The following is a 26,323-nucleotide window of genomic DNA, read 5'->3' as shown; positions in this document are numbered from 1 at the left end:
CTCCCGGTGCGTCGGTGCGCTCACGCGCGCGCTCCCAGCGCCGCCAGTGCGAGGCGCGCCGTCTGGGTCGGTGTGCCGCCCACCGCCACTCCGGCCGCCTCCAGCGCGGCCTTCTTCGCCTGCGCCGTGCCCGTCGAGCCGGAGACGATGGCGCCCGCGTGGCCCATGGTCCGGCCCTCGGGGGCCGTGAAGCCCGCGATGTAGCCGACGACGGGTTTGGTGACGTGGTCGCGGACGAAGGCGGCGGCGCGTTCCTCGGCGTCGCCGCCGATCTCGCCGATCATCACGATCAGTTCGGTGTCGGGGTCGGCCTCGAAGGCGGCCAGGCAGTCGATGTGGCTGGTGCCGGTCACCGGGTCGCCGCCGATGCCCACGCAGGTCGAGAAGCCGATGTCGCGCAGCTCGTACATGAGCTGGTAGGTGAGCGTGCCCGACTTGGAGACCAGTCCGATGGGGCCCGGCTTGGTGATGTCGGCCGGGATGATGCCCGCGTTGGACTGGCCGGGGGTGATCAGGCCCGGGCAGTTCGGGCCGATCACCCGCGTCCCCGTCCGTCGCGCGTACGCGGTGAAGGCGACGGTGTCGTGCACGGGGATGCCCTCGGTGATGACGACGACGAGGCCGATGCCCGCGTCGGCGGCCTCCAGCACCGCCGCCTTGGCGAAGGCCGGGGGGACGAACACCACGCTCACGTCCGCGCCGGTCGCCTCCCTTCCTTCCCGCACCGTGCCGTGGACGGGGACGGCACGGTCGTCGAAGTCGACGGTCCGGCCCGCCTTGCGCGGGTTGACTCCGCCGACGACGTCCGTGCCGGCCGCGAGCATGCGGCGGGTGTGCTTCATGCCCTCGCCGCCGGTCATGCCCTGGACGAGGACCTTGCTGTCCTTGGTGAGGTGGATGGCCATGACCTGCCGTCTCCTTAGGCTGCGGTGGCGAGTTCGGCGGCACGGCGGGCGGCGCCGTCCATGGTGGTGGCCTGGTGGACCAGGGGGTGCGCGCGTGCGTCGAGGACGGCGCGGCCGCGCGCGGCGTTGTTGCCGTCCAGGCGTACGACCAGTGGTCTGGTCAGCCGCACCGTGTCCAGGGCCCGGACGATGCCCTCGGCGACCGCGTCGCAGGCGGTGATGCCGCCGAAGACGTTGACGAGGACGGACTTGACCGCCGGGTCGGAGAGGATGACGGTCAGTCCGTCGGCCATCACCTGCGCCGACGCCCCGCCGCCGATGTCGAGGAAGTTGGCGGGCCGGGCGCCGCAGCCGGCCACCACGTCCAGCGTCGACATGACGAGTCCGGCGCCGTTGCCGATGACGCCGACCTCGCCGTCGAGCCTGACGTAGTTGAGCCCCTTGGCGGCGGCCGCCGCCTCCAGCGGGTCGTCGTGCGGGGACTCCTCGGCTCCCCAACGCGCCTGCCGGAAGCGGGCGTTGTCGTCGAGGGTGACCTTGCCGTCGAGGGCGACGATCCGGCCCTGCGCGGTGCGTACGAGCGGGTTGACCTCGACGAGGACGGCGTCCTCGCGGACCAGCACCTCCCACAGCCGTACCAGGACGTCGACGGTCTGCGGTGGGAGCCCGGCCGCCTCGGCGATCTCGCTCGCCCGCGCCGGGGTGACGCCCTGGGCCGGATCGATGTGCACCCGGGCGACCGCCTCCGGCCTGCGGGCGGCGACCTCCTCGATCTCCATGCCGCCCTCGGCCGAGGCGATCGCGAGGAAGCGGCCGGCGGCGCGGTCGAGGACGTAGGAGACGTAGAACTCCTGTTCCACATCGACCGGTTGGGCCAGCATCACCGTGCCCACCGTGTGGCCCTTGATGTCCATGCCGAGGAGCTGACGTGCGGTCAGCTCGGCGGCCTTGGGGTCGGCGGCCATCCTCACGCCGCCCGCCTTGCCCCGGCCGCCGGTCTTCACCTGCGCCTTGACGACGACGCGTCCGCCGAGCCGGCGGGCGATCTCGCGCGCCTGAAGGGGCGAGTCGGTGACCTCCGCCCTCGGCACCACGATGCCGTGTTCTTCGAAGAGTTCCCTTGCCTGGTGTTCGTACAGGTCCATCTCGGCTCCTGTCTGCGAAGTCATCGCGAGGCCGAACCGGCGATGACTGAAAAGTGCCGCACACCCCCTGGACACCACCCACCGGATGCGGGATAACAAGCTTCATACAGTATTCGTCGACTGTATGCAATGTACCGCGAGAGCAGTTCCACCCCTACGAAGGGACAGGACTTCGCCATGCCCGACGACACCCAGGACGCCCAGCAGGCCCGGCACACCGAGGACGTGATCTCCGGCGGCCATCTCGTCGCCAAGGCCCTCAAGGCTGAGGGAGTCGACCGCATCTACACCCTGTGCGGTGGCCACATCATCGACATCTACGACGGCTGCGTCGACGAGGGCATCGAGGTCGTCGACGTACGACACGAGCAGGTCGCCGCCCACGCGGCCGACGGCTACGCGCGCCTGACCGGCAAACCCGGCTGTGCGGTCGTCACTGCCGGTCCCGGTACGACGGACGCCGTCACCGGTGTCGCCAACGCCTTCCGCGCGGAGTCCCCGATGCTGCTGATAGGCGGTCAGGGGGCCCACACCCAGCACAAGATGGGGTCCCTCCAGGACCTTCCGCACGTCGACATGATGACGCCCATCACCAAATTCGCGGCGACGGTGCCGGACACCGCACGGGCGGCGGACATGGTGTCGATGGCGTTCCGCGAGTGTTACCACGGGGCACCAGGGCCGTCCTTCCTGGAGATCCCCAGGGACGTGCTCGACGCCAAGGTCCCGCGCGACAAGGCCCGCGTCCCGGCCGCCGGCCACTACCGCGCCTCCACCCGCTCGGCCGGCGACCCCGAGGCGGTCGAGGCCCTCGCCGACCTCCTCGTCCACGCCGAGAAGCCCGCCATCCTGCTGGGCAGTCAGGTCTGGACGACCCGCGGCACCGAGGCCGCCATCGAGCTCGTGCGGACCCTGAACATCCCCGCGTACATGAACGGCGCCGGACGCGGCACCCTCCCGCCCGGCGACCCGCACCACTTCCAGCTCTCCCGCCGGTACGCCTTCTCGAACGCCGACGTCATCGTGATCGTCGGGACCCCCTTCGACTTCCGCATGGGCTACGGCAAGCGGCTCTCCCCCGAGGCGACGGTCGTGCAGATCGACCTCGACTACCGGACCGTCGGCAAGAACCGCGACATCGACCTCGGCATCGTCGGTGACGCGGGGCTGGTGCTGAAGTCCGTGACCGAAGCCGCCTCCGGCCGCCTCAACGGCGGCGCCGCCCGGCGCAAGGAGTGGCTCGACGAGCTGCGCGCCGCCGAGCAGACCGCGATCGACAAGCGGCTGCCGCAGCTGAGGTCCGACGCCTCCCCCATCCACCCCTACCGGCTGGTCAGCGAGATCAACGACTTCCTCACCGAGGACTCGATCTACATCGGCGACGGCGGCGACATCGTCACCTTCTCCGGACAGGTCGTACAGCCCAAGTCGCCGGGCCACTGGATGGACCCGGGCCCGCTCGGCACCCTCGGCGTCGGCATCCCCTTCGTGCTCGCCGCCAAGCAGGCCCGCCCCGACAAGGAGGTCGTCGCCCTCTTCGGCGACGGTGCCTTCTCCCTCACCGGCTGGGACTTCGAGACGCTGGTCCGCTACGACCTGCCCTTCGTCGGGATCGTCGGCAACAACTCCTCGATGAACCAGATCCGCTACGGCCAGGCCGCCAAGTACGGCAAGGAGCGCGAGCGGGTCGGCAACACCCTCGGCGACGTCCACTACGACAAGTTCGCGCGGATGCTCGGCGGTCACGGCGAGGAGGTCCGCGACCCCGCCGACATCGGCCCCGCCCTCCGGCGCGCCCGCGAGTCGGGCAAGCCCTCCCTGATCAACGTCTGGGTGGACCCGGACGCCTACGCCCCCGGAACGATGAACCAGACGATGTACAAGTGAGGAGAACGTCCATGACGGGCAAGGCACTTGAAGGCATCCGAGTCCTGGACATGACGCACGTCCAGTCCGGCCCCTCCGCCACCCAGCTGCTGGCCTGGCTCGGTGCGGACGTCGTCAAGCTGGAGGCGCCCACCGGCGACATCACGCGCAAGCAGCTGCGCGACCTCCCGGACGTCGACTCCCTCTACTTCACGATGCTCAACTGCAACAAGCGCAGCATCACGCTCAACACCAAGACCGAACGCGGCAAGGAACTGCTGACCGAGCTGATCCGCCGCTCGGACGTCATGGTGGAGAACTTCGGCCCGGGAGCCGTCGACCGGATGGGATTCACCTGGGACCGGATCAAGGAGATCAACCCGCGGCTCGTCTACGCCTCCATCAAGGGGTTCGGCGAGGGCCCGTACACGAACTTCAAGGCGTACGAGGTCGTCGCGCAGGCCATGGGCGGGTCCATGTCGACCACCGGCTTCGAGGACGGGCCGCCGACGGCGACCGGCGCGCAGATCGGTGACTCCGGGACCGGGGTGCACCTGGTCGCCGGAGTACTCGCCGCGCTGTTCCAGCGGGAGCGGACCGGGCGCGGGCAGCGGGTCAACGTGGCCATGCAGCACGCGGTGCTCAACCTGTGCCGGGTCAAGCTGCGCGACCAGCAGCGCCTGGCCCACGGCCCGCTCGCCGAGTACCCCAACGAGGACTTCGGCGACGAGGTCCCCCGCTCCGGGAACGCCTCCGGCGGCGGGCAGCCGGGCTGGGCGGTCAAGTGCGCGCCGGGCGGCCCCAACGACTACGTGTACGTGATCGTGCAGCCGGTCGGCTGGAAGCCCATCAGCGAGCTGATCGGCCGGCCCGAACTGGCCGACGACCCCGACTGGGCCACCCCGGAGGCCCGGCTGCCCCGCCTGAACAAGATGTTCCAGCTGATCGAGGAGTGGTCCTCGACCCTGCCCAAGTGGGAGGTGCTGGAGAGGCTCAACGCCCACAACATCCCGTGCGGGCCGATCCTGTCCACCAGGGAGATCATCGAGGACGAGTCGCTGGTCGCCAACGAGATGGTGGTGCGCGTCCCCCACCCCGAGCGCGGCGAGTTCGTCACCGTCGGCAGCCCGCTGAAGCTGTCCGACTCCCCCGTCGAGGTCGTCGGTTCACCGCTGCTCGGCGAGCACAACGAAGAGGTCTACGTCGGCGAGCTGGGCCTCGGCGACGAGGAGCTGCGCCTGCTGAAGTCGAACGGGGTGATCTGACGTGATGGCCGAGGACCGGGAGCTGAGGGTGCGCGCCCTGCTCGACTCGGTGCGGGCGGAGGGCCGCCGCGCCCTCACCGCACCCGAGGGCAAGGTGATCGCCGACGCCTACGGGATCGCCGTACCGGGCGAGGAGCTGGCGCGGGACGTGGAGGAGGCCGTGGCGTGCGCGGCGCGCTTCGGCGGACCGGTGGTGATGAAGATCGTGTCGCCGGACATCCTGCACAAGACCGACGCCGGCGGGGTCGTGGTCGGCGTGGCGGGCGCGGCGGACGTACGGGCGGCGTTTCACCGTATCGTCGAGAACGCCCGGGCTTACGACGCCGACGCCCGTATCGACGGCGTGCAGGTGCAGGAGCTGCTGCCCGAGGGGCAGGAGGTCATCGTCGGCGCGGTGACCGACCCGACGTTCGGGAAGGTGGTGGCCTTCGGGCTGGGCGGTGTCCTCGTCGAGGTGCTGAAGGACGTGACGTTCCGCCTGGCGCCCGTGGACGCCGACGAGGCGCTGTCCATGCTGGACTCGATCCGTGCCGCGGACGTCCTGCGCGGGGTGCGCGGACGGGCGGGCGTGGACCGGTGGGCGCTCGCCGAACAGATCCGCCGGGTCTCCCAACTGGTCGCGGACTTCCCGGAGATCGTCGAGGTGGACCTCAACCCGGTGATCGCGACATCGGAGGGTGCGGTCGCGGCCGACATCCGGGTGATCCTGGCCGACGAGCAGCCACCGGCACGCAGGAAATACACCCGCGACGAGATCCTCACCTCGATGCGGCGCCTGATGCAGCCGTCATCGGTGGCCGTCGTCGGCGCCTCCAACGAGCCGGGGAAGATCGGCAACTCGGTGATGCGCAACCTCGTCGACGGCGGCTTCGCCGGGGAGATCCATCCGGTGAACCCCAAGGCCGATGACATTCTGGGCCGCAAGGCGTACAAGAGTGTCACGGACGTTCCCGGTGAGGTGGATGTGGCGGTCTTCGCTATCCCCGCCAAGTTCGTGGCCTCGGCCCTGGAGGAGGTGGGACGGAAGAAGATCCCCAACGCGGTGCTGATCCCCTCCGGGTTCGCGGAGACCGGCGAGCACGCGCTCCAGGCCGAGATCGTGGCGATCGCCGAGCGGTACGGGATCCGGCTGCTCGGGCCGAACATCTACGGCTACTACTCGACCTGGCAGGACCTGTGCGCCACGTTCTGCACGCCGTACGACGTCAAGGGCGGGGTGGCGCTGACCTCCCAGTCCGGCGGGATCGGCATGGCGATCCTGGGCTTCGCCCGCACCACGAAGACGGGCGTGTCGGCGATCGTGGGCCTCGGCAACAAGTCGGACCTGGACGAGGACGACCTGCTGACCTGGTTCGGCGAGGACCCGCACACCGAGTGCATCGCGATGCACCTGGAGGACCTCAAGGACGGCCGTGCCTTCGTGGAGGCCGCGCGGGCCACGGTGCCGAAGAAGCCGGTCGTGGTGCTGAAGGCGGGCCGTACGGCGGCGGGCGCGAAGGCCGCCGGGTCGCACACCGGCGCGCTGGCGGGCGACGACGCCGTGTACGACGACATCCTGCGGCAGGCGGGCGTCATCCGGGCGCCCGGTCTGAACGACATGCTGGAGTACGCCCGCGCGCTGCCCGTGCTGCCCACTCCTCAGGGCGACAACGTGGTCATCATCACCGGCGCCGGCGGCAGCGGGGTGCTGCTGTCCGACGCGGTGACCGACAACGGGCTGTCGCTGATGGAGATCCCGCCGGACCTGGACGAGGCGTTCCGCCGCTTCATCCCGCCGTTCGGCGCCGCCGGCAACCCGGTGGACATCACCGGGGGCGAGCCGCCGTCGACGTACGAGGCGACGATCCGTCTCGGCCTGGAGGATCCGCGCATCCACGCGCTCGTCCTCGGCTACTGGCACACCATCGTCACCCCTCCCATGGTGTTCGCCGAGCTGACCGCCCGGGTGGTGGCCGAGTTCCGCGAACGCGGGATCCAGAAGCCGGTGGTGGCCTCGCTCGCCGGTGACGTGGAGGTGGAGGAGGCCTGCCAGTACCTCTTCGAGCGGAGGGTCGTGGCGTACCCGTACACGACGGAGAAGCCGGTGGCCGTGCTCGGTGCGAAGTATCGGTGGGCGCGGGCGGCGGGGCTGCTGTCGTGAGCCGCGTGAGCGTCACGTCTCGTGGTGTGCCGAGGGGGCGGTACATGAGCTGAGTCAGCTGAGGGGCGGCCGGCGGTGCGCGTCGGCCGCGCCCGGGACCCGTGCGCGCACGAAAGGCAATGGACGGGGGGCACCGGCCAGAACTTTCGACGCAAGGGGTGCTACCGCGAGATGGAAACCATCGATCCACCCGCCTCCCCGGTCTGCCGGGAGGTGCGTGACCGCAGGGGCCGTGTGTACCGGGTCGGCGAGAGCGATGCCGATCTGCTGGGCCGTGGCCGGATCTGGATGGTCGTCCTGCCCTGGGTGGGCATGGCGGGCATCAGTTGCGCCGCCTACGCGTTCCTCGCGGCGCAGTCGGGTCTCCGGGCCGCCCACCGGTGGGGCGGGGACCTCGGGTGGCCGGCCGGGCTGTGGGCGTTGTGCCAGGCGGCCGTGGTCCTGCCGGCCGGGCGGCTGCGGGAGAGCGGCCGGCTTCCCGCCCGGGCGGCCATGGCGACGGGAGCGTTCGGCACCCTGGCCGGGTACCTGGCGCTCGCCCTCGCCCCGCATCTCACCGTCGCCCGCCTGGGGTTCGCCGTGTGCGCCGGTGCGGGCGCCGGGCTGGTCCAGGCGACCTGTCTGACGCTGCCGGGCACCTGGTGGCCCGAACGCCGGGGCGGCCCCACGGCCGTCGTGGCGAGCGGACTCGCCCTCGGGGCCGTACCGCTTCTTCTCCGCCCGGTCGCGGACGCCGACCCGCGGGTCCTGCTCGCGGTCGCGGGTGCCTCGGCGGCCCTGGCCGTGGCCGGTGCCGGCCGGTTCCTCCGGGACCCGCCGCGCAACTGGTGGCCGCCGCGTCCCGACCCGCGGTCCGTGCCGGCGGACCCCGGCGCCCGGCGCGCACGGGAGAAGAACCCGCCCGCCGTGCGCCACCACACCCTCCGGCAGGCCGCCCGCACCCCGGCCCTGTGGCTGATGTGGCTCTGCCTGCTGGGCGCGGCCGGTGTCACCGTGCTCGGCGTCTGCCTGCTCACCGTGTACGGCGGGGAGTTCGGGCCCGGTGGCCGGGTGGTGCGGGCGGTGACCGTCGCGGGTGGCGCCGCGGCGGCCGCGGGCGGCGCGCTGTCGGACCGCTGGGGTCGGCGCGCCATCCTGATCGTGGCCTGTCTGCTGCTGGGCGCCGCACAGTTCGGCGTCGCGGTCGCGGACCGCACGGGCAGCGGTGCGCTCCTTCTCGGCTGTGCCGCCGCCACCGGCGCGGCCGGTGTGGCCGTACCGGCGCTGATGTGCGCGCTGGCCGCGGACCACTTCGGTGAGAACCACAGCGCGAGCGTCCACGGACTGCTCGCCGGCGCCTGGCTGCTGCCGGTCGCCGCCGTCTGCGGCACGGGTGCCGCGGCGTACGCCGCGCGGGACCCGCACGCCGCGTTCCTCCTGGCGGGCTGCACCGGGCTCGCCTGCGCCGCAGTGGCGCTGTTCCTCAAGGCGCCGGGCAGGCTCAGCGCCCGGCGCGTCGTCCCCAATCCCCACCCTCTCGGCGAGGAGATGGCCTGACATGACGGCTGATCCGATGGCAACAAGGAACACGCCGGCCGATCCCGGCACGGCGAAGGGCGCGTACGGCGAAGTCACCGACTCCCGGGGGCGGGTCTACCGCGTCGGCGAGACGGACCGGGACATACTCGGCCACTCACGCAAGTTCATGGTGTACCTGCCGTGGATATCCATGATGGCCATCAGTGTCTCCGAGTACGCCTACGGCTCCGCGGAGGACACCCTGTCGGAGGCGCACGGCTGGACGCAGAGCAACACCTTCTGGATCCTCAGCGTCTGGGTGTTCTTCCAGGCGGGCATCGCCTTCCCGGCGGGCTGGCTGCGCGAGCGCGGCATCCTCACCGCGCGCCGGGCCATGTACGTGGGTGCGGCGATGTGCCTGCTGGGCTTCCTGGCCCTGTCGCACCTCGACAACGTGACGCTGGCCATCCTCGGCTTCGGTGTGGTCGGCGGGCTCGGCTCCGGGCTGATCTACGCCACCTGCATCAACATGGTCGGCAAGTGGTTCCCGGAGCGGCGCGGCGCGAAGACCGGCTTCGTCAACGGCGGCTTCGCCTACGGCTCGCTGCCGTTCATCTTCATCTTCAACTACGCCTTCGACACCGGCAACTACGACGAGGTGCTGGACCTGATCGGTGTCTACGTGCTGATCGTGGTCGCCGTCTGCGCGTTCTTCTTCAAGGACCCGCCGAAGAACTGGTGGCCGGCCGACGTCGACCCGCTGTCGCACTCCGGGAACAGCAAGAGCGCGGCGAGCCTGGCCAAGAACCCGCCGGCGGTACGGCAGTACACGCCGAAGGAGGCGATCAGGACGGGCATGCTGCCGCTGATGTGGATCACCGTCGTGATGACCGCCGGTGTGTCGATCTTCGGGATCTCCTTCCAGGTGGACTTCGCCAAGGAGATCGGCTTCGGTCCGCTGGTCGCCGCGTCGTCGATGGGCATCATGGCCGTCATCAACGGCGTCGGCCGGGCCGTGGTCGGCTGGCTGTCGGACCTGTGGGGCCGCAAGACCGCGCTGATCTTCGTCATCGTCGTGCTCGGTCTGGCCCAGTTCGGCGTCATCTGGGCCGGTGACATGAAGAACGAGTGGCTGTTCCTGTTCTTCGCCTTCCTCTCCGGCTTCGGCGGCGGCGCGTTCTACCCGATGTTCGCGGCGCTGACCCCGGACTACTTCGGCGAGAACTACAACGCCACCAACTACGGGCTGGTGTACAGCGGCAAGCTGGTCAGCGGTCTGTTCGGCGGCGGGCTGGGCTCCATGGTGGTGGGCGCCTGGGGCTACAACGGCGCCTACGCGCTGGCCGGCGGCGTGTCGATGGTGGCGGCGGCGCTCGCGCTGCTGCTGCGGCAGCCGGGGCGCGGAGGACGGGACGGCGCGGCGGTCTCCGCGGCTGCCGAGCCGCGGACCGCGGCGGGCTGAGCACGCCCGGTACGGCGCAGGGGGTGCCCTTCCCGTCGCTGCGGGAGGGGCACTCCCTGTCACGGCCGGCGCGGCCTCACGCGGGCGAGAACAGGTGGTCGCTGATGAGCCGGGCCGCGCCGATCACGCCGGCCTTCGGTCCCAGCTCACCGAGGACGATGGGGAGGTTGCCGGTCGCCAGCGGCAGCGACTGGCGGTAGACCTGGGTTCGGATCGCGGCGAGCAGGGTGTGTCCGAGGCCGGTGACGCCGCCGCCGATCACCACCAGGCCGGGGTTGAAGAAGGAGACGAGCCCGGCGATGACCTGGCCCGTGCGGGTGCCGCCGTCCCTGATGAGGTCGAGCGAGGTGGCGTCGCCCGCGGCGGCAGCGGCGGCGACGTCGACGGAGGTGAGGGTGCCGTTCGCCTCCAGCCGGGAGGCGAGTTCCGCCGACAGTCCCTGCGCGGCCGCCTCCTGTGCGTCGCGGGCGAGGGCCGCGCCGCTGAAGTGTGCCTCCAGGCAGCCCCGGTTGCCGCAGGCGCAGGGGCGGCCGTCGGGCACGGCCTGGATGTGCCCGATGTCGCCGGCGCTGCCCGTCGCGCCGCGGTGGACCTGACCGCCGACGACGATGCCGCAGCCGATGCCGGTGCCGATCTTGACGCAGAGGAAGTCGTCCACGGACCGGGCGACGCCCGCGTGCTGCTCGCCCATCGCCATGAGGTTCACGTCGTTGTCGACCATGACCGGGCAGCCGAGGTCCTGGCTGAGCGCCTCCCGTACCGGGAAGCCGTCCCAGCCCGGCATGATCGGCGGCGCCACGGGGACGCCCTCGGGGAAGCGGACGGGCCCGGGGACGCCGATGCCGGCGCCGTCGAAGCCGTCCGCGAGTCCGGTCGCCCGCAGCTTGGCGGCCATGGCGAGGACCTGCTCGAAGACCGCGACGGGGCCCTCGCGCACGTCCATCGGCTGGTTGAGGTGTCCCAGCACCTCCAGTTCGGCGTTGGTGACCGCGACGTCGACGGAGGTGGCGCCGATGTCGACGCCCAGGAAGCGCAGGGTGGGTGCGAGCCGGACGTTGTGGGAGCGGCGGCCGCCGCGCGAGGCGGCGAGCCCGTCGGCGACGACCAGTCCGGTCTCCAGGAGGCGGTCGACCTCCACGGCCAGTTTCGACCGGGACAGGTCGACCAGGTCGCCGAGCTGTGCGCGGGAGTTCGGACCCGAGTCGCGCAACAGCTTCAGCAGCCGCGCCTGGTGTGCGTTGGCGGGTCGTGCCGTCATGCGTCTCACGTGCCCCCCTCCCTGTCTCAATTCAGCCGATCCACCGGGTTTTGAGGCGAACGTAGCAGTGAGCGGCGGGCCTGAGAACCAGTCGTGGCACTAATCACCGCACCTTTTGCCATCGGAAGGACAAAGCGGCTCGAGGCGATCCTCTGCGGCCCCTACGGCCCTCCGCCGCCGCGTGGCGCGCGAGGTCAGGACTGCGCGCGCTCGTGGTACGACCTGCGGGTGTGCTCGGTGTGTTCGCGCATCAGGCGGGTGGCGCGCTGCTCGTCGTGGCCGGCGACGGCCGCGATGAGCTCGCGGTGCTCGACCCAGGACTGGCCGCCGCGCTGCCGGGCCACCGGCGTGTAGTACCAGCGCACCCGGCGGTCGACCTGGGCGGCGAGTTCGGCCAGGACCGCGTTGCCGGCCAGGTCCATGATCGTGGCGTGGAAGCGGGCGTTGAGGGCGACGGCCGCGTCCACGTCGTCGTCGGCGACGGCCCGCTCGCCCTGGGCGCACAGCTCCTCCAGCGCGGCGACGCCCGCCTCGTCCGCGTTGACGGCGGCCAGCCGGGCGGCCTCCGCCTCCAGCAGCGTACGGACCGTCAGCAGCTGGTCGGCCTCCTCCTCGGTGGGCTCGTGCACGAACGCGCCCTGCGCGGGCCGCAGATCGACCCACCCCTCGGTGTTCAGCCGCTGGAGCGCCTCCCGCACCGGCTGCCGGGAGACGCCGAGGTGTCCGGCGAGTTCGCTCTCGACCAGATGCTGGCCGGGCTGGAGGGCACGGGTGGTGATGAGTTCGAGCAGCGCCTCGTAGACGCGGTCCCGCAGCGGCCCGGGCCTCTCGAGTCTGGGCACTGCCCCCTGCGGCAGTCCTGTCGACAACATCGCGGTCCCTCCACGGCAACGAGCGGATCACCGGCAGCCAGTATCGATTGGCTTTCGTCTACAGTCTACGGCGCACAATGGTCATGGAGAGCCGGAATCGGTCACTCACACCCCGGGCGTGAGGGTCGTGCGCGCCGCTCACGGACAGCGCACGACCTGTCCCGCGTAGGACAGGTTGCCGCCGAAGCCGAACAGCAGCACCGGGTCGCCCGCGCCGACCGCGCCCTGCTCCAGCAGCTTGGACAGGGCCATCGGGATGCTCGCCGCCGAGGTGTTGCCCGACTCGGAGACGTCGCGGGCGACCACCGCGCCCACGGCACCGAGCTTCTCCGCCAGCGGTTCGATGATGCGCAGGTTGGCCTGGTGCAGGACGACCCCGGCGAGGTCCTCGGGCGCCACCCCCGCCCGCTCGCAGGTCTGCCGGGCCAGCGGCGGCAGTTGCGTGGTGGCCCACCGGTAGACGCTCTGCCCCTCCTGCGCGAACCGCGGGGGCGAGCCCTCGATGCGTACGGCGTGTCCCATCTCGGGCACCGATCCCCACAGCACCGGCCCGATCCCGGGGGTCTCGCGCGGCGCGCAGGCCTCGACGACGGCGGCGCCCGCGCCGTCACCGACGAGCACACAGGTCGTCCGGTCGCTCCAGTCGGTCACGTCGGACATCTTGTCGGCGCCGATGACCAGGGCGCGTGTCGCGGCTCCCGCCCGCACGGTGTGGTCGGCGGTGGCCAGGGCGTGGGTGAAGCCGGCGCACACGACGTTGACGTCCATCGCGGCCGGCCGCGGGATGCCGAGGCGGGCCGCGACGCGCGCGGCGGTGTTCGGGGAGCGGTCCACGGCCGTGGAGGTGGCGACCAGGACCAGGTCGATGTCGTCGGGGGCGAGTCCCGCCGCCGCGAGCGCCTTGGCGGCGGCGTGCGCGGCGAGTTCGTCGACCGGCTCGTCGGGGGCGGCGATGTGCCGGGTCCGGATGCCCACCCGGCTCCTGATCCACTCGTCGCTGGTGTCCACCAGCGCCGCCAGGTCCTCGTTGGTGAGCACCTTGGCGGGCTGGTAGTGGCCGACGGCGCGGATGCGCGAGCCGTTCATCGGGAGTCCCCCTCGTTGCCGTAGGTAGCGGACTCCCCAGTCTGATCAGTGACTCACGGGTAGAGCGGCAGGCGAGGCGACAGGAAACGGGCGCCCGACTTGTCGGCTTCCGTCAGATGCTCGGACGACCGGACAACTCACTTCACCCCGTGAACAACTGCGTCGCCTTCTGTACGAGCTCGTACAACCCATAGGCGAGCGGCGCCCCCACCCACAGCCACGCGAAGGCGACGAGGGGCCGCCGGGCGGGCGGGCTATGACTGCTGTCGTGCGGCGACGTCGGCATCGGTGCCCTTTCTCGGTGCGGGGAGGTGGTGGCGGGCGTGGACGGGCCGGATCAGTTCGTTGGCGACGAAGCCGACGACGAGCAGCGCGATCATGACGCCGAAGGACAGGCCGTACAACGAGGAACCGTGCTTGCCGGCGGCCTCCTGGTGGTCGGCGATCCAGTTGACGATGAGCGGCCCGAGCACGCCCGCGGTGGACCAGGCGGTGAGCAGCCGGCCGTGGATCGCGCCGACCTCGTAGGTGCCGAAGAGGTCCTTCAGGTACGCGGGCACGGTGGCGAACCCTCCGCCGTAGAAGGAGAGGATCACGAGGGCGCACAGGACGAACAGCGGTTTCGAGGTGTCCCCGAACAGGACGATCAGCAGGTACAGGAGCGCGCCGACGCCGAGGTAGACGCGGTAGATGTTCTTCCGTCCGATCAGGTCCGAGGTGGTCGACCAGCCGATGCGACCGGCCATGTTGGCCGCCGACAGCAGCGCGACGAAGCCCGCCGCGGCGGAGGCGGAGACCGGGGTGGAGGTGTCCGCGAAGAAGTCCGTGATCATCGGGGCGGCCTTCTCGAGGATGCCGATGCCGGCGGTCACGTTCATGCAGAGGACGATCCACAGGCACCAGAACTGCGGCGTGCGCACGGCGCTGCGGGCCGAGACCTGCACCCCGCTGAGGGCGCCGGGTCCGGGGGCGGTGTGCTGGTCGTGCCGTCCGGTACGTGGCACCCGCACCAGCAGCACACCCAGCGACATGAAGACCGCGTACGACAGACCGTGGACGAGGAACGCCAGGGCGATCCCGGAGTGGTCGGCGCCGAAGGACTCCAGCATCTGCGCCGACCACGGGGACGCGATGAGCGCTCCGCCACCGAAGCCCATGATGGCGATGCCCGTGGCCATGCCCGGCCGGTCGGGGAACCATTTGATCAGGGTGGAGACCGGCGAGATGTAGCCGATGCCGAGGCCGATCCCCCCGACGAAGCCGTAGCCGAGGACGATCAGCCAGTACTGCTTCGTCTGCGCGCCGAGGGCGGAGATCAGGAAGCCGGAGGAGAAGCAGACCAGGGCCACGGTCATGGCCCAGCGCGGCCCGTTGCGTTCGACGAGCGTGCCGCCGAACGCGGCGGACAGGCCCAGCATGACGATGGCGAGCTGGAAGGGCAGCGCGCTCTCGGTGCCGTCGAGGCCGAGGGCGGATTCCAGAGGTGGCTTGAAGACGCTCCAGGCGTAGGCCTGGCCGATGGCGAGGTGGACGGAGAGCGCGGCGGGCGGGACCAGCCAGCGGCTCCATCCCGGAGGTGCGACCGGGGGACTCATGGGCCGCACGGTAAGGAGCGGCACACGGGTTGAGAAGGCCGCGCGTCGTCTGTATGCGGTGAGCGGTATGCAGCATGCGACGAACGGTCGGCGCGCGAACCCTTGCCGCCGCCACTCCCATACTGTAGACAATATTCCGTCGACATCCTGCGGCCGTCGTTCGGCAGCCGCCCCTCCTCACCACCTCCGCGGTATCCCTCAAACCGAACGGAGTGTCCCGTGAAAGTCGCAGTCCTCGGCGCCGGTGCGATCGGCGCCTACGTCGGCGCCGCGCTCCACCGCGCGGGCGCCGATGTGCACCTCATCGCCCGTGGACCGCATCTGGCGGCCATGAGGCAGTACGGAGTACGGGTGCGCAGCCCGCGCGGCGACTTCACCGCCCGCGCCCACGCCACCGACGACCCGGCCGAGATCGGCCCGGTCGACTACGTCTTCCTGGGCCTGAAGGCCAATTCGTACGCGGCGTGCGGGCCGCTGATCGAGCCGCTGCTGCACGACACCACGGCGGTCGTCGCCGCCCAGAACGGCATTCCCTGGTGGTACTTCCACCGGCACGGCGGCCCCTACGACGGCCACCGCCTCGAGAGCGTCGACCCCGGCGGCGCGGTCAGTGCGGTGCTCGCGCCCGAACGGGCCGTCGGCTGCGTCGTCTACGCGGCCACCGAACTCGAGGCCCCTGGGGTCGTACGCCATCTGGAAGGCACCCGGTTCTCCATCGGCGAGCCCGACCGCAGCGTCTCGGCGCGCTGCACCCGGTTCGGCGAGGCGATGCGGGCCGGCGGCCTGAAGTGCCCGGTCGAGCCGGACCTCAGGGACGACATCTGGGTCAAGCTGCTCGGCAACATCTCCTTCAACCCGATCAGCGCGCTGGCCCGCGCGACCATGCGGCAGATGTGTCTGCACGGCGGCACCCGCCGGGTCATCGAGACCATGATGCGCGAGACGCTCGCGGTCGCCGAGGCCCTCGGCTGCACGGTCGGGGTCTCGGTCGAGCGGCGCCTGGCCGGCGCCGAGCGCGTCGGCGACCACCGCACCTCCACGCTCCAGGACCTGGAGCGCGGCAAGCCGCTCGAACTCGACGTACTGCTCGCCGCCGTCGTCGAGTTGGCGGAGATCACCGGCGTGGAGGTGCCCACCCTGCGCACCGTGCACGCCATCTCGGACCTGCTCGCGCTGAGGAGCGCCGCATGAGGACACGCGACCGGACCCCGAAGACGTACACCCGGCTCACCCACCCCCTGGTGCGGGACTCCCGCGAGGAGCCGTTCCGGCGGGCGACCTGGGACGAGGCCCTGGACCGGGTCGCGCGCGGCCTGGAGCGCAACCGTGGCGCGTTCGGCATGTTCTCCTGCTCCCGCGCCACCAACGAGATGAACTACGTGGCGCAGAAGTTCGCCCGCGTGGTCATGGGCACCCACAACGTCGACTCCTGCAACCGCACCTGCCACGCGCCGAGCGTCGCCGGCCTGTCGGCCGCCTTCGGCTCCGGCGGCGGCACCTCCTCCTACGAGGAGGTCGAGCACACCGACGTCATCGTGATGTGGGGCTCCAACGCCCGCTTCGCGCACCCCATCTTCTTCCAGCACGCGCTCAAGGGCATCAGGAACGGCGCCCGGATGTACGCGGTCGATCCGCGCCGCACCTCCACCGCCGAGTGGGCGGAGAGCTGGCTGGGCCTGAACGTGGGCACCGACATCGCGATGGCGCACGCGATCGGCCGCGAGATCATCCACGCGGGGCTGGTCAACGAGGCGTTCGTGCGGCGGGCGACGACCGGCTTCGCCGAGTACCGGGCACTGGTCGAGCCGTGGACCCTGTCGCTGGCCGAGAAGGTCACGGGCGTACCGGCCCGCGCCGTCCGGGAGCTGGCCCACGCCTACGCCCGCGCCGAACGCGCCCAGCTGTGCTGGACCCTCGGCATCACCGAGCACCACAACGGCACCGACAACGTCCGCGCGCTGATCAACCTGGCCCTGCTCACCGGCCACGTCGGCCGCTACGGCAGCGGACTGCAGCCCCTGCGCGGCCAGAACAACGTGCAGGGCGGCGGCGACATGGGCGCCATCCCCAACCGTCTGCCCGGCTTCCAGGACATCCTGGACGCGGACGTCCGGCGCAAGTTCGAGTCGGCCTGGGACACCGTCATCGCACCGCGCCACGGCCTGAACCTCACCGAGATGTTCGAGGCGATGGAGGACGGCTCGCTGCGGGCGGTGTACTGCGTCGGCGAGAACCCGGCCCAGTCGGAGGCCGACAGCGAGCAGGCCGTACGACGGCTGAAGGGGCTGGACTTCCTCGTCGTGCAGGACATCTTCCTGACCAGGACGGCGGAGCTGGCGGACGTCGTGCTGCCCGCGACGGCCGGCTGGGCCGAGACCGAGGGCACCACGACCAGCAGCGAACGCCGGGTGCAGCGGGTGCGGCGCGCCGTCACCCCGCCCGGCGAGGCCCGCGAGGACATCGACATCCTCTGCGACCTGGCGGGCCGGCTCGGCCACGACTGGAAGTACGCCGACTCCGAGGCCGTCTGGAACGAGCTGAGGTCCCTGTCACCGGACCACCACGGCATGACGTACGCGCGCCTGGAGGAGCACCAGGGCATCCAGTGGCCGTGCCCCAGCACGGACCGGCTGGAACCGACGTATCTGCACGGCCGGTTGTGGGAACCGGACCCGGCTCGGCGGGGCATGCCCGCACCGTTCGGGATCGTGTCCCACGATCCGCCCGTCGACCTCACCGACGAGGCGTACCCGATCCGGCTGACCACGGGACGCCGCCTGGACTCCTACAACACCGGCGTGCAGAGCGGTGGTTTCGCCTCCCCGCTCCGCCGCGGCGAGTACGTCGAGCTGTGCCCGGAGGACGCCGAGCGCTACGGCGTCGTGGTGGGCGAGGAGGTACGGGTGACCTCACGGCGCGGATCGGTGGTGGCCCCGGTGTGGATCGACACCGGGCTGCGTCCCGGCCTCGCCTTCATGACCATGCACTTCCCCGACGAGGTGGACACCAACCGGCTGACGATCGAGGCCAACTGCCCGATCGCGGGCACGGCGGAGTTCAAGGCGTCGGCGATCCGGATCGAGAAGCTGACCGAGCGGCTGACCGCCCCGACGGACGTGAGGTGACACACGTGGACCTGCGCTTCGGCGACAGCAAGCCGACGGACGAGGAACGGGCGGCCCTCGACGCGCTGCTCGGCCCTCCCGAGTCCAGCTGGGAGGGCGCCGCCCGGGACGGGACGGACGCCGCCGACCTCCGCTGGGCACGGGGCGGCCGTGCGGCCCGGGACCGCCGCGACCTGCTGCTGCCGGGGCTGCACGCCCTGAACGACCGGATCGGCTGGATCAGCGAGGGCGCACTGGACTACCTGTGCCGCCGGCTCACGATCCCACCGGCCGAGGCGTACGGCGTCGCCACCTTCTACGCCATGTTCTCCCTCCGCCCACGCCCCGCGACGGTCCTGCACCTCTGCACCGACCTGGCGTGCACGGCGGCGGGCGCGGAGGAGCTGTGCGCGGGCGTCGAGTCCCGGCTCGGCCCGGACAGCGGGGTGCACATCGAACGCAGCCCCTGCCTGGGGCTGTGCGAGCGGGCACCGGCGGCGCTGGTGGTGCGGGCGGGAGCGCAAGAAGCTTGTCCGGCGCTTGAGGGAAATCCAGCCCCTCCGGCGTTTGAGGAGCGGGGGTCCGGGGGGCAGAGCCCCCTGGCGGGGTCCGGGGCAGAGCCCCGGGGTCGGGACGGGAAGGGGCGGCGGGGGCGAGAAACCCCACGGGCCACCGCCATAGCCGCCCCCGCCACCGTCGACGAGGCCGTAACCACCGCCACGGCCCCCGAATCCGCCCCCACCGAACCCGCCCCCACAGCGGCCGTCCCCCAGCACGGCGACCCCACCCTCACCCTCCTGAACCGCATCGGCACCACAGACCCCACCTCCCTCGACGACTACCGCGCCCACGGCGGCTACACCGCCCTCCGCCGCGCCTTCGCCCTCGGCCCCGCCGCCGTCATCCGCGAGATCACCGACTCCGGCCTCCTCGGCCGCGGCGGCGCCGCCTTCCCCACCGGCCGCAAGTGGCAGGCCACGGCCTCCCAGCCGGACCACCCCCACTACCTGGTCTGCAACGCCGACGAATCCGAACCCGGTACCTTCAAGGACCGCGTCCTCATGGAGGGCGACCCCTTCGCGCTCGTCGAGGCCATGACCATCGCGGGCTACGCGACCGGCGCCCACCGGGGCTACCTCTATCTGCGCGGCGAGTACCCGAGAGCGCTGCGCCGCATGGAGCACGCGATCACCCAGGCCCGCGCCCGCGGCCTGCTCGGCGAGGACGTCCTCGGCCAGGGATACGCCTTCGACATCGAGATCCGGCGCGGGGCGGGCGCGTACATCTGCGGCGAGGAGACCGCGCTGTTCAACTCCATCGAGGGCCACCGGGGCGAGCCGCGCTCGAAGCCTCCGTTCCCCGTGGAGAAGGGCCTGTTCGGCAAGCCGACGGTGGCGAACAACGTCGAGACCCTGGTCAACGTCCTGCCGATCCTCACCATGGGCGCGCAGGCGTACGCCGCGATCGGCACCGACCGCTCCACGGGCCCGAAACTCTTCTGTGTCTCGGGCAGTGTCGCCCGCCCGGGCGTCTACGAACTCCCCTTCGGCGCCACGCTCGGCGAGCTGCTGGAGCTGGCCGGGGTACGGGACGGACTGCGCGCCGTACTGCTGGGCGGCGCGGCGGGCGGTTTCGTCCGCCCGGACGAGCTGGACATCCCGCTCACCTTCGAAGGTACCCGCGCGGCGGGCACCACGCTGGGCTCGGGGGTCGTCATGGCCTTCGACGACACCGTGCCGCTCCCCCGGCTGCTGCTGCGCATCGCCCGGTTCTTCCGGGAGGAGTCGTGCGGCCAGTGCGTGCCCTGCAGGGTGGGGACCGTGCGGCAGGAGGAGGCGCTGCACCGCATCCTGGAGCGCACCGGCGCGGCGGCCGGCGACGACATCGCGCTGTTGCGAGAGGTCGGCCGCGCGATGCGGGACGCCTCGATCTGCGGTCTGGGGCAGACCGCGTGGAACGCCGTGGAATCCGCCATCGACCGTCTGGGGGCGTACGCATGACCGTCACTTCGCTGGGGATCCCGCGCCGGCTGCTGGAGTTCACCCTCGATGGCCAGGAGGTGAGGGTCCCCGAGGGCGCGACGATCCTGGACGCCTGCCGGGCGGCCGGGAAGGACGTGCCGACCCTGTGTCACGGCGACACGCTCACGCCGAAGAACGCCTGCCGGGTCTGCGTCGTCGAGGTGGAGGGATCGCGCACCCTTGTCCCGGCGTGCTCGCGCAGGGCGGAGGCGGGGATGGAGGTCCACACCGACAGCGAGCGCGCCCGGCACAGCCGCAAGGTCGTCCTGGAGCTGCTCGCCTCCTCCGTCGATCTGTCGACGACGCCACGGGCCGCCGAGTGGCTCAAGGAGTACGAGGCGAAACCCGACCGCTTCGGCCCGGACGCGGCCCGGCTGAACGAGCAGCCGAGGATCGACAACGAGCTCTACGTGCGCGACTACGCCAAGTGCGTCCTGTGCTACAAGTGCGTCGACGCGTGCGGCGAGCAGTGGCAGAACACCTTCGCGATCGCGGTCGCGGGCCGCGGCTTCGACGCCCGGATCGCCGTGGAGCAGGACGCGCCGCTGACCGACTCGGCGTGCGTGTACTGCGGCAACTGCGTCGAGGTGTGCCCAACAGGAGCGCTGTCCTTCCGGTCGGAGTTCGAGATGCGCCGGGCGGGTACGTGGGACGAGGCGGCGCAGACCGAGACGACGACGGTGTGCGCCTACTGCGGAGTGGGCTGCAACCTCACCCTGCACGTCCAGGACAACGAGATCGTCAAGGTCACCTCGCCGCACGACAACCCGGTGACCCATGGCAACCTCTGCATCAAGGGCCGTTTCGGCTACCAGCACGTACAGAACCGGGGCTGATCAGGACATGGGACGAGTGACGGAACGACGCAAGGTCATCCGCATCCGGGACGGTGCGGTGTCCACCCGCCCGGACACGCTCGTCGCCGAGGAACCCCTGGAGATCCGGCTGAACGGCAAGCCGCTCGCCATCACCATGCGCACACCGGGCGACGACTTCGCGCTGGCCGCCGGCTTCCTGGTGAGCGAGGGCGTGCTGGCCGCGGCCTCGGACCTGCTGAACATCGTCTACTGCGCGGGCGCGACCGTGGACGGTTCGAACACGTACAACGTGGTGGACGTGAAGACCGCCCCGGATGTCGCCCTGCCGGACATCACCCTCGAACGCAACGTCTACACCACCTCCTCCTGCGGCCTGTGCGGCAAGGCCAGCCTGGACGCCGTGCGTACGACGGCCCGCTGGCCGATCGCCGACACTCCCCCGGTCCGGGTCGCGCCCGACCTGCTGGCGACGCTCCCCGACCGGCTGCGCGCGGCCCAGCGGGTCTTCGACCGCACCGGCGGCCTGCACGCGGCGGCGCTGTTCTCCGAGGACGGCGAACTGCTGGACACGAGGGAGGACGTGGGCCGGCACAACGCGGTCGACAAGCTGGTCGGCCGCGCCCTGCAGAAGGGCGACCTGCCGCTGTCCCGGACGATCCTGATGGTGTCCGGCCGGGCCTCCTTCGAGCTGGCGCAGAAGGCGGTGATGGCGGGCATCCCGGTGCTGGCGGCGGTCTCGGCACCCTCGTCGCTGGCCGTGGACCTGGCCACGGAGACGGGACTGACGCTGGTGGGGTTCCTGCGGGGCAGCTCGATGAACGTGTACGCGGGCGAGCAGCGGGTTCTCTGAACTCCGCCGGGCCGGCACCGTCAGGCCTCCGTGCCCGAGATCCGGATCAGCAGGGCCATGAACCGGTCCCGTTCGGGCGGTGACAGGGGGGCGAGGAGGTCGTCGTTGGCCTCGCGGGCCGCCTTCTCGCAGCAGGTCAGCAGCCGAGCGCCCTCCTCGGTGAGGGAGACCGCGTTCTTGCGCCGGTCCCTCGGGTCGGGCTCGCGCAGGACGAGGCCCGCGGCCTGGAGGTCGTTGAGGACGCCGACCAGGTCCTTGGGGTCGAGACCCACGCCGCGGCCCAGGTCGGCCTGGGCGACGGGGGCGAGATCACGCACGGCGGAGAGCACCACGTGGTGCCACATCTTCAGGCCCTCGGCGGCCAGCGCCTCGGCGACCAGGGCCCGGCCGCGGGCGGCGGCGCGGCCCAGGAGCCAGCTGGGCAGGGAGCGGATCGCGGCAAGGGGTGCTTCGGCGTCGGCCATGGGGCCAGCCTAGCCAGAAGTCGTTGGACTTCCCCATGAAACAGGGCTACGGTCCGGATCACCGTAGTCGTTGGGATTCCCAATGACTTGTTCCGAGACCCGACCCTGGAGGCGCGATGCGACGCGTTCGATACGAGTCCACCGGTGGCCCGCTGTTCCTGGAGGAGGCCCCCGTCCCCGAACCGGGGCCCGGCGAGCTGCTGGTGCGCTGCGAGGCCGTCGGTGTCACCCTGCCCGTCGTCCGCAAGGTCACCGAGGCCGTCGAGCCGGTCCCGCTCGGTGGTGAGCTCGCGGGCGAGGTGGTGGCCGTCGGTGACGGAGTCACCCGCTTCCGGGCCGGCGACCGCGTGACCGGGCTCTGCTTCGGGCACGGCTACGCGGACTTCGCGCTGCTGCACGAGGCCATGGCCTCGCCGGTGCCCGACGGAGCCGGTTGCGTGGAGGCGGTCGCCCTGGTCCGCAGCGGTCTCGTCGCCCTGGGCGCGCTGGAGGCCGCCCGGCCCGAGCGGGGCGAGGCGGTGCTGGTGACGGCGGCGGCGAGCGGCGTGGGGCATCTCGCGGTGCAGCTCGCCGGGGTCCGGGGGGCGGCCCGGGTGGTGGGCGCGGTCTCCGATCCGGCCAAGGCGGACTTCGTGCGCTCCCTGGGCGCCGACGAGGTGATCCTCTACGGCGACGACGGCTGGGGGAAGCCGGTCGACTGCGTCCTGGACGCGGTGGGGGGCGAGCTCCTCACGCCGGCGATCGCCGCGCTCGCCCCGGGCGGGCGGCTGGTGGCGTACAGCTCGGGCGGCGGGACGATCCAGGCGTACGACCTGCTCGTGGGCGCCAGGTCGGTGATCGGCTTCCAGATGGCCCGGATCGCCCGGGAGAAGCCGGAGCTGTACGAGCGATGGCGGAAGGAGCTGTGGCGGCTGTTCGGGCAGGGACTGCTGCGGCCCCATGTGCACGCCGAGTTCTCCCTGGAGGACGCGGCGCAGGCGCACAAGGCGATCGAGTCGCGCGGCAACCTGGGCAAGGTGGTGCTGCGGCCCTGATCCGGAGGACCGGCCCGTCCCCCTGATCCGGCCGCACGTCGGCGCGAACGGATCCGGCCCGGAGTCGGCGCGAGATCCGGCCGCGCGTCAGCGCGAGCGGGTCCGGCCCGGTGCCGGCGCGAGATCCGGCCGCGCGTCAGCGCGAGCGGATCCGCCCCCGGTGCCGGCGCGAACCGATCCGGCCCGGTGTCAGCGGGAGCGGGGCGCCGTGATCCGGAGGACCGGCCCGTCCCCCTTATCCGGCCCCGCGTCAGCGCGAACGGATCCGGCCCGCTGCCGACGCGAACGGATCCGCCCCGGAGCCGGCGCGAACGGACCCGGCCCGGAGCCGGCGCGAACCGATCCCGCCCGGAGTCAGCGGGAGCGGGGCGCCGTGATCCGGAGGACCGGCCCGTCCCCCTGATCCGGCCCCGCGTCAGCGCGAACGGATCCGGCCCGCTGCCGACGCGAACCGATCCGCCCCGGAGCCGGCGCGAACGGATCCGGCCCGGTGCCGGCGCGAACGGATCCGGCCCGGTGTCAGCGGGGGCGGGGCGCCGTGCCGACCGCGGTACGGGCGGCGGCGGGCGGTGCCGCCGGGGCGGGCTCCTGCCGTGCCTCGGGGTCGTGCGCACGGCGCTTGGCGATCACCGCGCAGACCATGAGCTGCATCTGGTGGAAGAGCATCAGCGGCAGCACGGCCAGCGAGGCGTGCGCGCCGAACAGGACGCTCGCCATCGGCAGCCCGGAGGCCAGGGACTTCTTCGAGCCGGCGAACTGGATGGCGATGCGGTCCTCGCGGCCGAAGCGCAGCGCCTTGGCGCCGTACCAGCTCAGGGCGAGCATCACCGCGAGCACCACGGCCTCCACCGCGAGCAGCCCGCCCAGCCGTGCGGGGCTGACCTGGTGCCAGATGCCCCGCACCATGCCCTCGCTGAACGCGGTGTAGACGACGAGGAGAATCGAGCCGCGGTCGACGAGCCCGAGGACCTTCTTGTGCCGGGCGACGAACCCGCCGATCCAGGGGCGCAGCACCTGCCCGGCGACGAACGGCACCAGCAGTTGCAGCACGATCGTGACCAGCGAGTGCGCGGAGAAGCCGCCCGCGCCGCCGCCCAGGAACGCGGCGGCGAGCAGCGGGGTGAGGACGATCCCGACGAGGGAGGAGAAGGAGCCGGCGCAGATCGCGGCGGGCACGTTCCCGCGGGCGATGGAGGTGAAGGCGATCGACGACTGGATGGTCGACGGGACGAGCGTGAGGAAGAGCAGGCCCTGGTAGAGCGGCTGGGTCAGCAGCACCGGGACCAGGCCGCGGGCGGCCAGGCCGAGCAGCGGGAAGATCAGGAACGTGCAGGCCAGGACCGTGGCGTGGAGCCGCCAGTGCTTGAGTCCGTCCAGCGCCTCGCGGGTGGACAGGCGGGCGCCGTAGAGGAAGAACAGGAAGGCGATCGCGCCGGTCGAGGCGCCGGAGGCGACATGGGCGGCACCCCCGCGGGCCGGCAGGAGCGCGGCGAGACCGACCGTCCCGACCAGCAGCACGATGTAGGGGTCGATCGGCAGCCGGCTCGGCCAACGCAGGCGTTTCACTGTGCTCCACTTGCTCGTGCTCATCGGCGGTACGGGTGCCACCGGGCGTGGTCGTACGCCCGTTCGCGCCCGTCCGTCGCGGGACCGACGCGTCCCCGCTCCATCGTGCTCCTCCGCACGGCGATCGGGAATCCGGCATACGGCTCTGACTGTCATCGCGGTTCGTGATGAGCGGTTAGCCTGGGCGGCATGTACGACCCCGCACAGTTGCGCACCTTCCTGGCGGTGGCCCAGACGCTGAGCTTCACCGGGGCCGCTCGGCGGCTGGGACTGCGCCAGTCGACGGTCAGCCAGCATGTGCGCCGCCTGGAGGACGCCACCGGGCGGCTGCTGTTCACCCGGGACACGCACTCGGTGGAGCTGACCGAGGACGGCGAGGCCATGCTGGGCTTCGCGCGGCGGATCCTCGAGGTGCACGAGCAGGCGACGGCGTTCTTCACCGGCACCCGGGTGCGCGGCCGGCTCAGGTTCGGCGCGTCCGAGGACTTCGTGCTGACCCGGCTGCCGGAGATCCTGGAGGGCTTCCGTCACCGGCATCCGGAGGTCGATCTGGAGCTGACGGTGGAGCTGTCGGGCACGCTGCACGAGCAGCTGGCCGCCGGAGAACTGGACCTGGTGCTGGCCAAGCGGCGCCCGCAGGACCCGCGCGGCGAACCGGTGTGGCACGACCGGCTGGTGTGGGTCGGCGCGGAGCGGCTGCGCCTGGACCCGGACCGTCCGGTGCCGCTGATCGTCTACCCGCCGCCGGGGATCACCCGGGCGCTCGCGTTCGAGGCCCTCCAGCGGCAGGGGCGGCCGTGGCGGATCGCGTGCACCAGCGGCAGCCTGAACGGTCTGATCGCCGCCGCCCGCGCGGGGCTGGGTGTGATGGCCCACTCGCGCGGGCTGATCCCGCCGGGTCTGGTGCGGGTCCCGGACCGGGCCGGGCTGCCGGAACTCGGGAAGGTCGACTTCGTCCTGGTCCACGGCCGCCACCGGCCCTCCGCCCAGCACGCGGCCGACGCCCTGGCGAAGGCGATCCTCGCGGGCGGCGAGCGCCTGCACCGGCCGTGACCGGCGCCGACCGCCGCCGCCCGGCGGATCACCTCGGTGGCCGCTGGTAGGTCAGCTGCTTGACCCGGCGCAGGTACGGCGTCGCCTCGACGTGCGTCACGCCCGGCAGGGCGCCGAGGGGGCCGCTGAGGTAGGCGTACAGGCCGGCGGTGTTCCGGGCGACGGCGGTCGCCATGATGTTCGACTGGCCGGCCGTGGCCGCGACGTAGGCGATCTCGGCGTGACCGGCGAGGGCCTGGCCGACGGAGTGCAGGGCGGACGGCGCGGTCGTGATCCACAGCACCGCGCCGACCCGGTGGCCGAGGGTCTCGGGCCGGTACTC

General features: G+C 72.0%; 21 protein-coding genes. 12 read left to right on the top strand and 9 right to left on the bottom strand.

The features are described 5' to 3' along the window. Positions 1–20 precede the first annotated feature (20 nt). Both sucD and sucC read right to left on the bottom strand, forming a co-directional pair. Complete coding sequence (gene sucD, locus ABZ484_RS22805) at positions 21–905, bottom strand: succinate--CoA ligase subunit alpha (protein ID WP_358867753.1); 885 nt, start codon at positions 903–905, stop codon at positions 21–23. A gap of 14 nt (positions 906–919) precedes the next feature. Then, on the bottom strand, positions 920–2,050 hold the full coding sequence (gene sucC, locus ABZ484_RS22800; RefSeq protein ID WP_358867752.1) for an ADP-forming succinate--CoA ligase subunit beta: 1,131 nt from the start codon (positions 2,048–2,050) through the stop codon (positions 920–922). 177 nt (positions 2,051–2,227) lie between these two features. Here sucC and ABZ484_RS22795 point away from each other — a divergent pair, with 177 nt between their 5' ends. The 5 genes from ABZ484_RS22795 (at position 2,228) to ABZ484_RS22775 (ending at position 10,280) form a co-directional block, all read left to right on the top strand. Then, on the top strand, positions 2,228–3,937 hold the full coding sequence (locus ABZ484_RS22795) for a thiamine pyrophosphate-binding protein (protein ID WP_358867751.1): 1,710 nt from the start codon (positions 2,228–2,230) through the stop codon (positions 3,935–3,937). A gap of 11 nt (positions 3,938–3,948) precedes the next feature. After that, a complete protein-coding gene (frc, locus tag ABZ484_RS22790) occupies positions 3,949–5,181 on the top strand; it encodes a formyl-CoA transferase (RefSeq protein WP_358867750.1) in 1,233 nt (410 codons plus the stop codon). A gap of 4 nt (positions 5,182–5,185) precedes the next feature. Next, positions 5,186–7,321 carry an acetate--CoA ligase family protein gene (locus ABZ484_RS22785; RefSeq protein WP_358867749.1) on the top strand — a complete coding sequence of 712 codons (2,136 nt, stop codon included), beginning with the start codon at positions 5,186–5,188 and terminating at the stop codon, positions 7,319–7,321. A 171-nt stretch (positions 7,322–7,492) separates the two neighbouring features. Continuing rightward, positions 7,493–8,857: an MFS transporter gene (locus ABZ484_RS22780; protein ID WP_358867748.1), complete on the top strand. Its 1,365-nt coding sequence runs from the start codon at positions 7,493–7,495 to the stop codon at positions 8,855–8,857. A gap of 1 nt (position 8,858) precedes the next feature. Then, complete coding sequence (locus tag ABZ484_RS22775; protein WP_358867747.1) at positions 8,859–10,280, top strand: OFA family MFS transporter; 1,422 nt, start codon at positions 8,859–8,861, stop codon at positions 10,278–10,280. Positions 10,281–10,356: 76 nt separating this feature from the next. Here ABZ484_RS22775 and ABZ484_RS22770 read toward each other — a convergent pair whose 3' ends face one another. The 4 genes from ABZ484_RS22770 to ABZ484_RS22755 all read right to left on the bottom strand — a co-directional run bounded on the left by ABZ484_RS22770 (position 10,357) and on the right by ABZ484_RS22755 (position 15,091). Next, a complete protein-coding gene (locus ABZ484_RS22770) occupies positions 10,357–11,538 on the bottom strand; it encodes an ROK family transcriptional regulator (protein WP_358867746.1) in 1,182 nt (393 codons plus the stop codon). 194 nt (positions 11,539–11,732) lie between these two features. Next, positions 11,733–12,410, bottom strand: a complete 678-nt coding sequence (locus ABZ484_RS22765) for a GntR family transcriptional regulator (RefSeq protein WP_358867745.1) — start codon at positions 12,408–12,410, stop codon at positions 11,733–11,735. 138 nt (positions 12,411–12,548) lie between these two features. Beyond that, on the bottom strand, positions 12,549–13,496 hold the full coding sequence (locus ABZ484_RS22760; protein ID WP_358867744.1) for a beta-ketoacyl-ACP synthase III: 948 nt from the start codon (positions 13,494–13,496) through the stop codon (positions 12,549–12,551). Between the two features lie 254 nt (positions 13,497–13,750). Then, on the bottom strand, positions 13,751–15,091 hold the full coding sequence (locus tag ABZ484_RS22755) for an OFA family MFS transporter (protein ID WP_358867743.1): 1,341 nt from the start codon (positions 15,089–15,091) through the stop codon (positions 13,751–13,753). 219 nt (positions 15,092–15,310) lie between these two features. Between ABZ484_RS22755 and ABZ484_RS22750 the strand changes: the two genes are divergently transcribed. From ABZ484_RS22750 to fdhD, 5 genes are read left to right on the top strand one after another with little or no spacing between them, the layout of a single operon-like run. Then, the gene (locus ABZ484_RS22750) at positions 15,311–16,282 is read left to right on the top strand and encodes a 2-dehydropantoate 2-reductase (protein WP_358867742.1); all 972 of its coding nucleotides are present in this window, start codon (positions 15,311–15,313) and stop codon (positions 16,280–16,282) included. Beyond that, a complete protein-coding gene (locus ABZ484_RS22745; RefSeq protein ID WP_358867741.1) occupies positions 16,279–18,216 on the top strand; it encodes a molybdopterin-dependent oxidoreductase in 1,938 nt (645 codons plus the stop codon). The genes ABZ484_RS22750 and ABZ484_RS22745 overlap by 4 nt, the downstream gene beginning before the upstream one ends. Positions 18,217–18,221: 5 nt before the next feature. Continuing rightward, positions 18,222–20,195 (top strand): NAD(P)H-dependent oxidoreductase subunit E, encoded by a 1,974-nt coding sequence (locus ABZ484_RS22740; protein ID WP_358867740.1) that lies wholly within the window; start codon positions 18,222–18,224, stop codon positions 20,193–20,195. Next, on the top strand, positions 20,192–21,052 hold the full coding sequence (locus ABZ484_RS22735) for a 2Fe-2S iron-sulfur cluster-binding protein (RefSeq protein ID WP_358867739.1): 861 nt from the start codon (positions 20,192–20,194) through the stop codon (positions 21,050–21,052). The genes ABZ484_RS22740 and ABZ484_RS22735 overlap by 4 nt, the downstream gene beginning before the upstream one ends. Positions 21,053–21,059: 7 nt before the next feature. Further along, positions 21,060–21,884, top strand: coding sequence for a formate dehydrogenase accessory sulfurtransferase FdhD (gene fdhD / locus ABZ484_RS22730; protein ID WP_358867738.1), 825 nt, complete (start codon positions 21,060–21,062; stop codon positions 21,882–21,884). Between the two features lie 20 nt (positions 21,885–21,904). Here fdhD and ABZ484_RS22725 read toward each other — a convergent pair whose 3' ends face one another. Then, on the bottom strand, positions 21,905–22,348 hold the full coding sequence (locus ABZ484_RS22725) for a MarR family winged helix-turn-helix transcriptional regulator (protein WP_358867737.1): 444 nt from the start codon (positions 22,346–22,348) through the stop codon (positions 21,905–21,907). A 116-nt stretch (positions 22,349–22,464) separates the two neighbouring features. On the opposite strand from ABZ484_RS22725, the gene ABZ484_RS22720 reads away from it, so the two are divergent. Beyond that, positions 22,465–23,382, top strand: a complete 918-nt coding sequence (locus ABZ484_RS22720) for a zinc-binding dehydrogenase (RefSeq protein WP_358867736.1) — start codon at positions 22,465–22,467, stop codon at positions 23,380–23,382. 519 nt (positions 23,383–23,901) lie between these two features. On the opposite strand, the gene ABZ484_RS22715 is transcribed toward ABZ484_RS22720, so the two are convergent. Then, entirely contained in the window at positions 23,902–24,948 is a 1,047-nt protein-coding gene (locus tag ABZ484_RS22715; RefSeq protein ID WP_358867735.1) for a bile acid:sodium symporter family protein, read from the bottom strand. Between the two features lie 189 nt (positions 24,949–25,137). Between ABZ484_RS22715 and ABZ484_RS22710 the strand changes: the two genes are divergently transcribed. Further along, the gene (locus tag ABZ484_RS22710) at positions 25,138–26,001 is read left to right on the top strand and encodes a LysR substrate-binding domain-containing protein (protein ID WP_358867734.1); all 864 of its coding nucleotides are present in this window, start codon (positions 25,138–25,140) and stop codon (positions 25,999–26,001) included. Between the two features lie 28 nt (positions 26,002–26,029). On the opposite strand, the gene ABZ484_RS22705 is transcribed toward ABZ484_RS22710, so the two are convergent. Then, positions 26,030–26,323 (bottom strand): Lrp/AsnC ligand binding domain-containing protein (locus ABZ484_RS22705; protein WP_358867733.1); only part of this gene is annotated, 294 nt, incomplete at its 5' end.

Source organism: Streptomyces sp. NPDC006393 (assembly GCF_040628575.1).
Taxonomy (GTDB): Bacteria; Actinomycetota; Actinomycetes; order Streptomycetales; family Streptomycetaceae; genus Streptomyces.
Note: the sequence above shows the minus strand (reverse complement) of the source record. Positions and strands in the feature narration are given on the sequence as shown.

What these genes read in the sequence shown, in the direction of transcription:
- sucD (WP_358867753.1), bottom strand. Translation starts at nt 905, where the DNA reads ATGGCCATCCACCTCACCAAGGACAGCAAGGTCCTCGTCCAGGGCATG.
- sucC (WP_358867752.1), bottom strand. Translation starts at nt 2,050, where the DNA reads ATGGACCTGTACGAACACCAGGCAAGGGAACTCTTCGAAGAACACGGC.
- ABZ484_RS22795 (WP_358867751.1), top strand. Translation starts at nt 2,228, where the DNA reads ATGCCCGACGACACCCAGGACGCCCAGCAGGCCCGGCACACCGAGGAC.
- frc (WP_358867750.1), top strand. Translation starts at nt 3,949, where the DNA reads ATGACGGGCAAGGCACTTGAAGGCATCCGAGTCCTGGACATGACGCAC.
- ABZ484_RS22785 (WP_358867749.1), top strand. Translation starts at nt 5,186, where the DNA reads ATGGCCGAGGACCGGGAGCTGAGGGTGCGCGCCCTGCTCGACTCGGTG.
- ABZ484_RS22780 (WP_358867748.1), top strand. Translation starts at nt 7,493, where the DNA reads ATGGAAACCATCGATCCACCCGCCTCCCCGGTCTGCCGGGAGGTGCGT.
- ABZ484_RS22775 (WP_358867747.1), top strand. Translation starts at nt 8,859, where the DNA reads ATGACGGCTGATCCGATGGCAACAAGGAACACGCCGGCCGATCCCGGC.
- ABZ484_RS22770 (WP_358867746.1), bottom strand. Translation starts at nt 11,538, where the DNA reads ATGACGGCACGACCCGCCAACGCACACCAGGCGCGGCTGCTGAAGCTG.
- ABZ484_RS22765 (WP_358867745.1), bottom strand. Translation starts at nt 12,410, where the DNA reads ATGTTGTCGACAGGACTGCCGCAGGGGGCAGTGCCCAGACTCGAGAGG.
- ABZ484_RS22760 (WP_358867744.1), bottom strand. Translation starts at nt 13,496, where the DNA reads ATGAACGGCTCGCGCATCCGCGCCGTCGGCCACTACCAGCCCGCCAAG.
- ABZ484_RS22755 (WP_358867743.1), bottom strand. Translation starts at nt 15,091, where the DNA reads ATGAGTCCCCCGGTCGCACCTCCGGGATGGAGCCGCTGGCTGGTCCCG.
- ABZ484_RS22745 (WP_358867741.1), top strand. Translation starts at nt 16,279, where the DNA reads ATGAGGACACGCGACCGGACCCCGAAGACGTACACCCGGCTCACCCAC.
- ABZ484_RS22735 (WP_358867739.1), top strand. Translation starts at nt 20,192, where the DNA reads ATGACCGTCACTTCGCTGGGGATCCCGCGCCGGCTGCTGGAGTTCACC.
- fdhD (WP_358867738.1), top strand. Translation starts at nt 21,060, where the DNA reads ATGGGACGAGTGACGGAACGACGCAAGGTCATCCGCATCCGGGACGGT.
- ABZ484_RS22725 (WP_358867737.1), bottom strand. Translation starts at nt 22,348, where the DNA reads ATGGCCGACGCCGAAGCACCCCTTGCCGCGATCCGCTCCCTGCCCAGC.
- ABZ484_RS22720 (WP_358867736.1), top strand. Translation starts at nt 22,465, where the DNA reads ATGCGACGCGTTCGATACGAGTCCACCGGTGGCCCGCTGTTCCTGGAG.
- ABZ484_RS22710 (WP_358867734.1), top strand. Translation starts at nt 25,138, where the DNA reads ATGTACGACCCCGCACAGTTGCGCACCTTCCTGGCGGTGGCCCAGACG.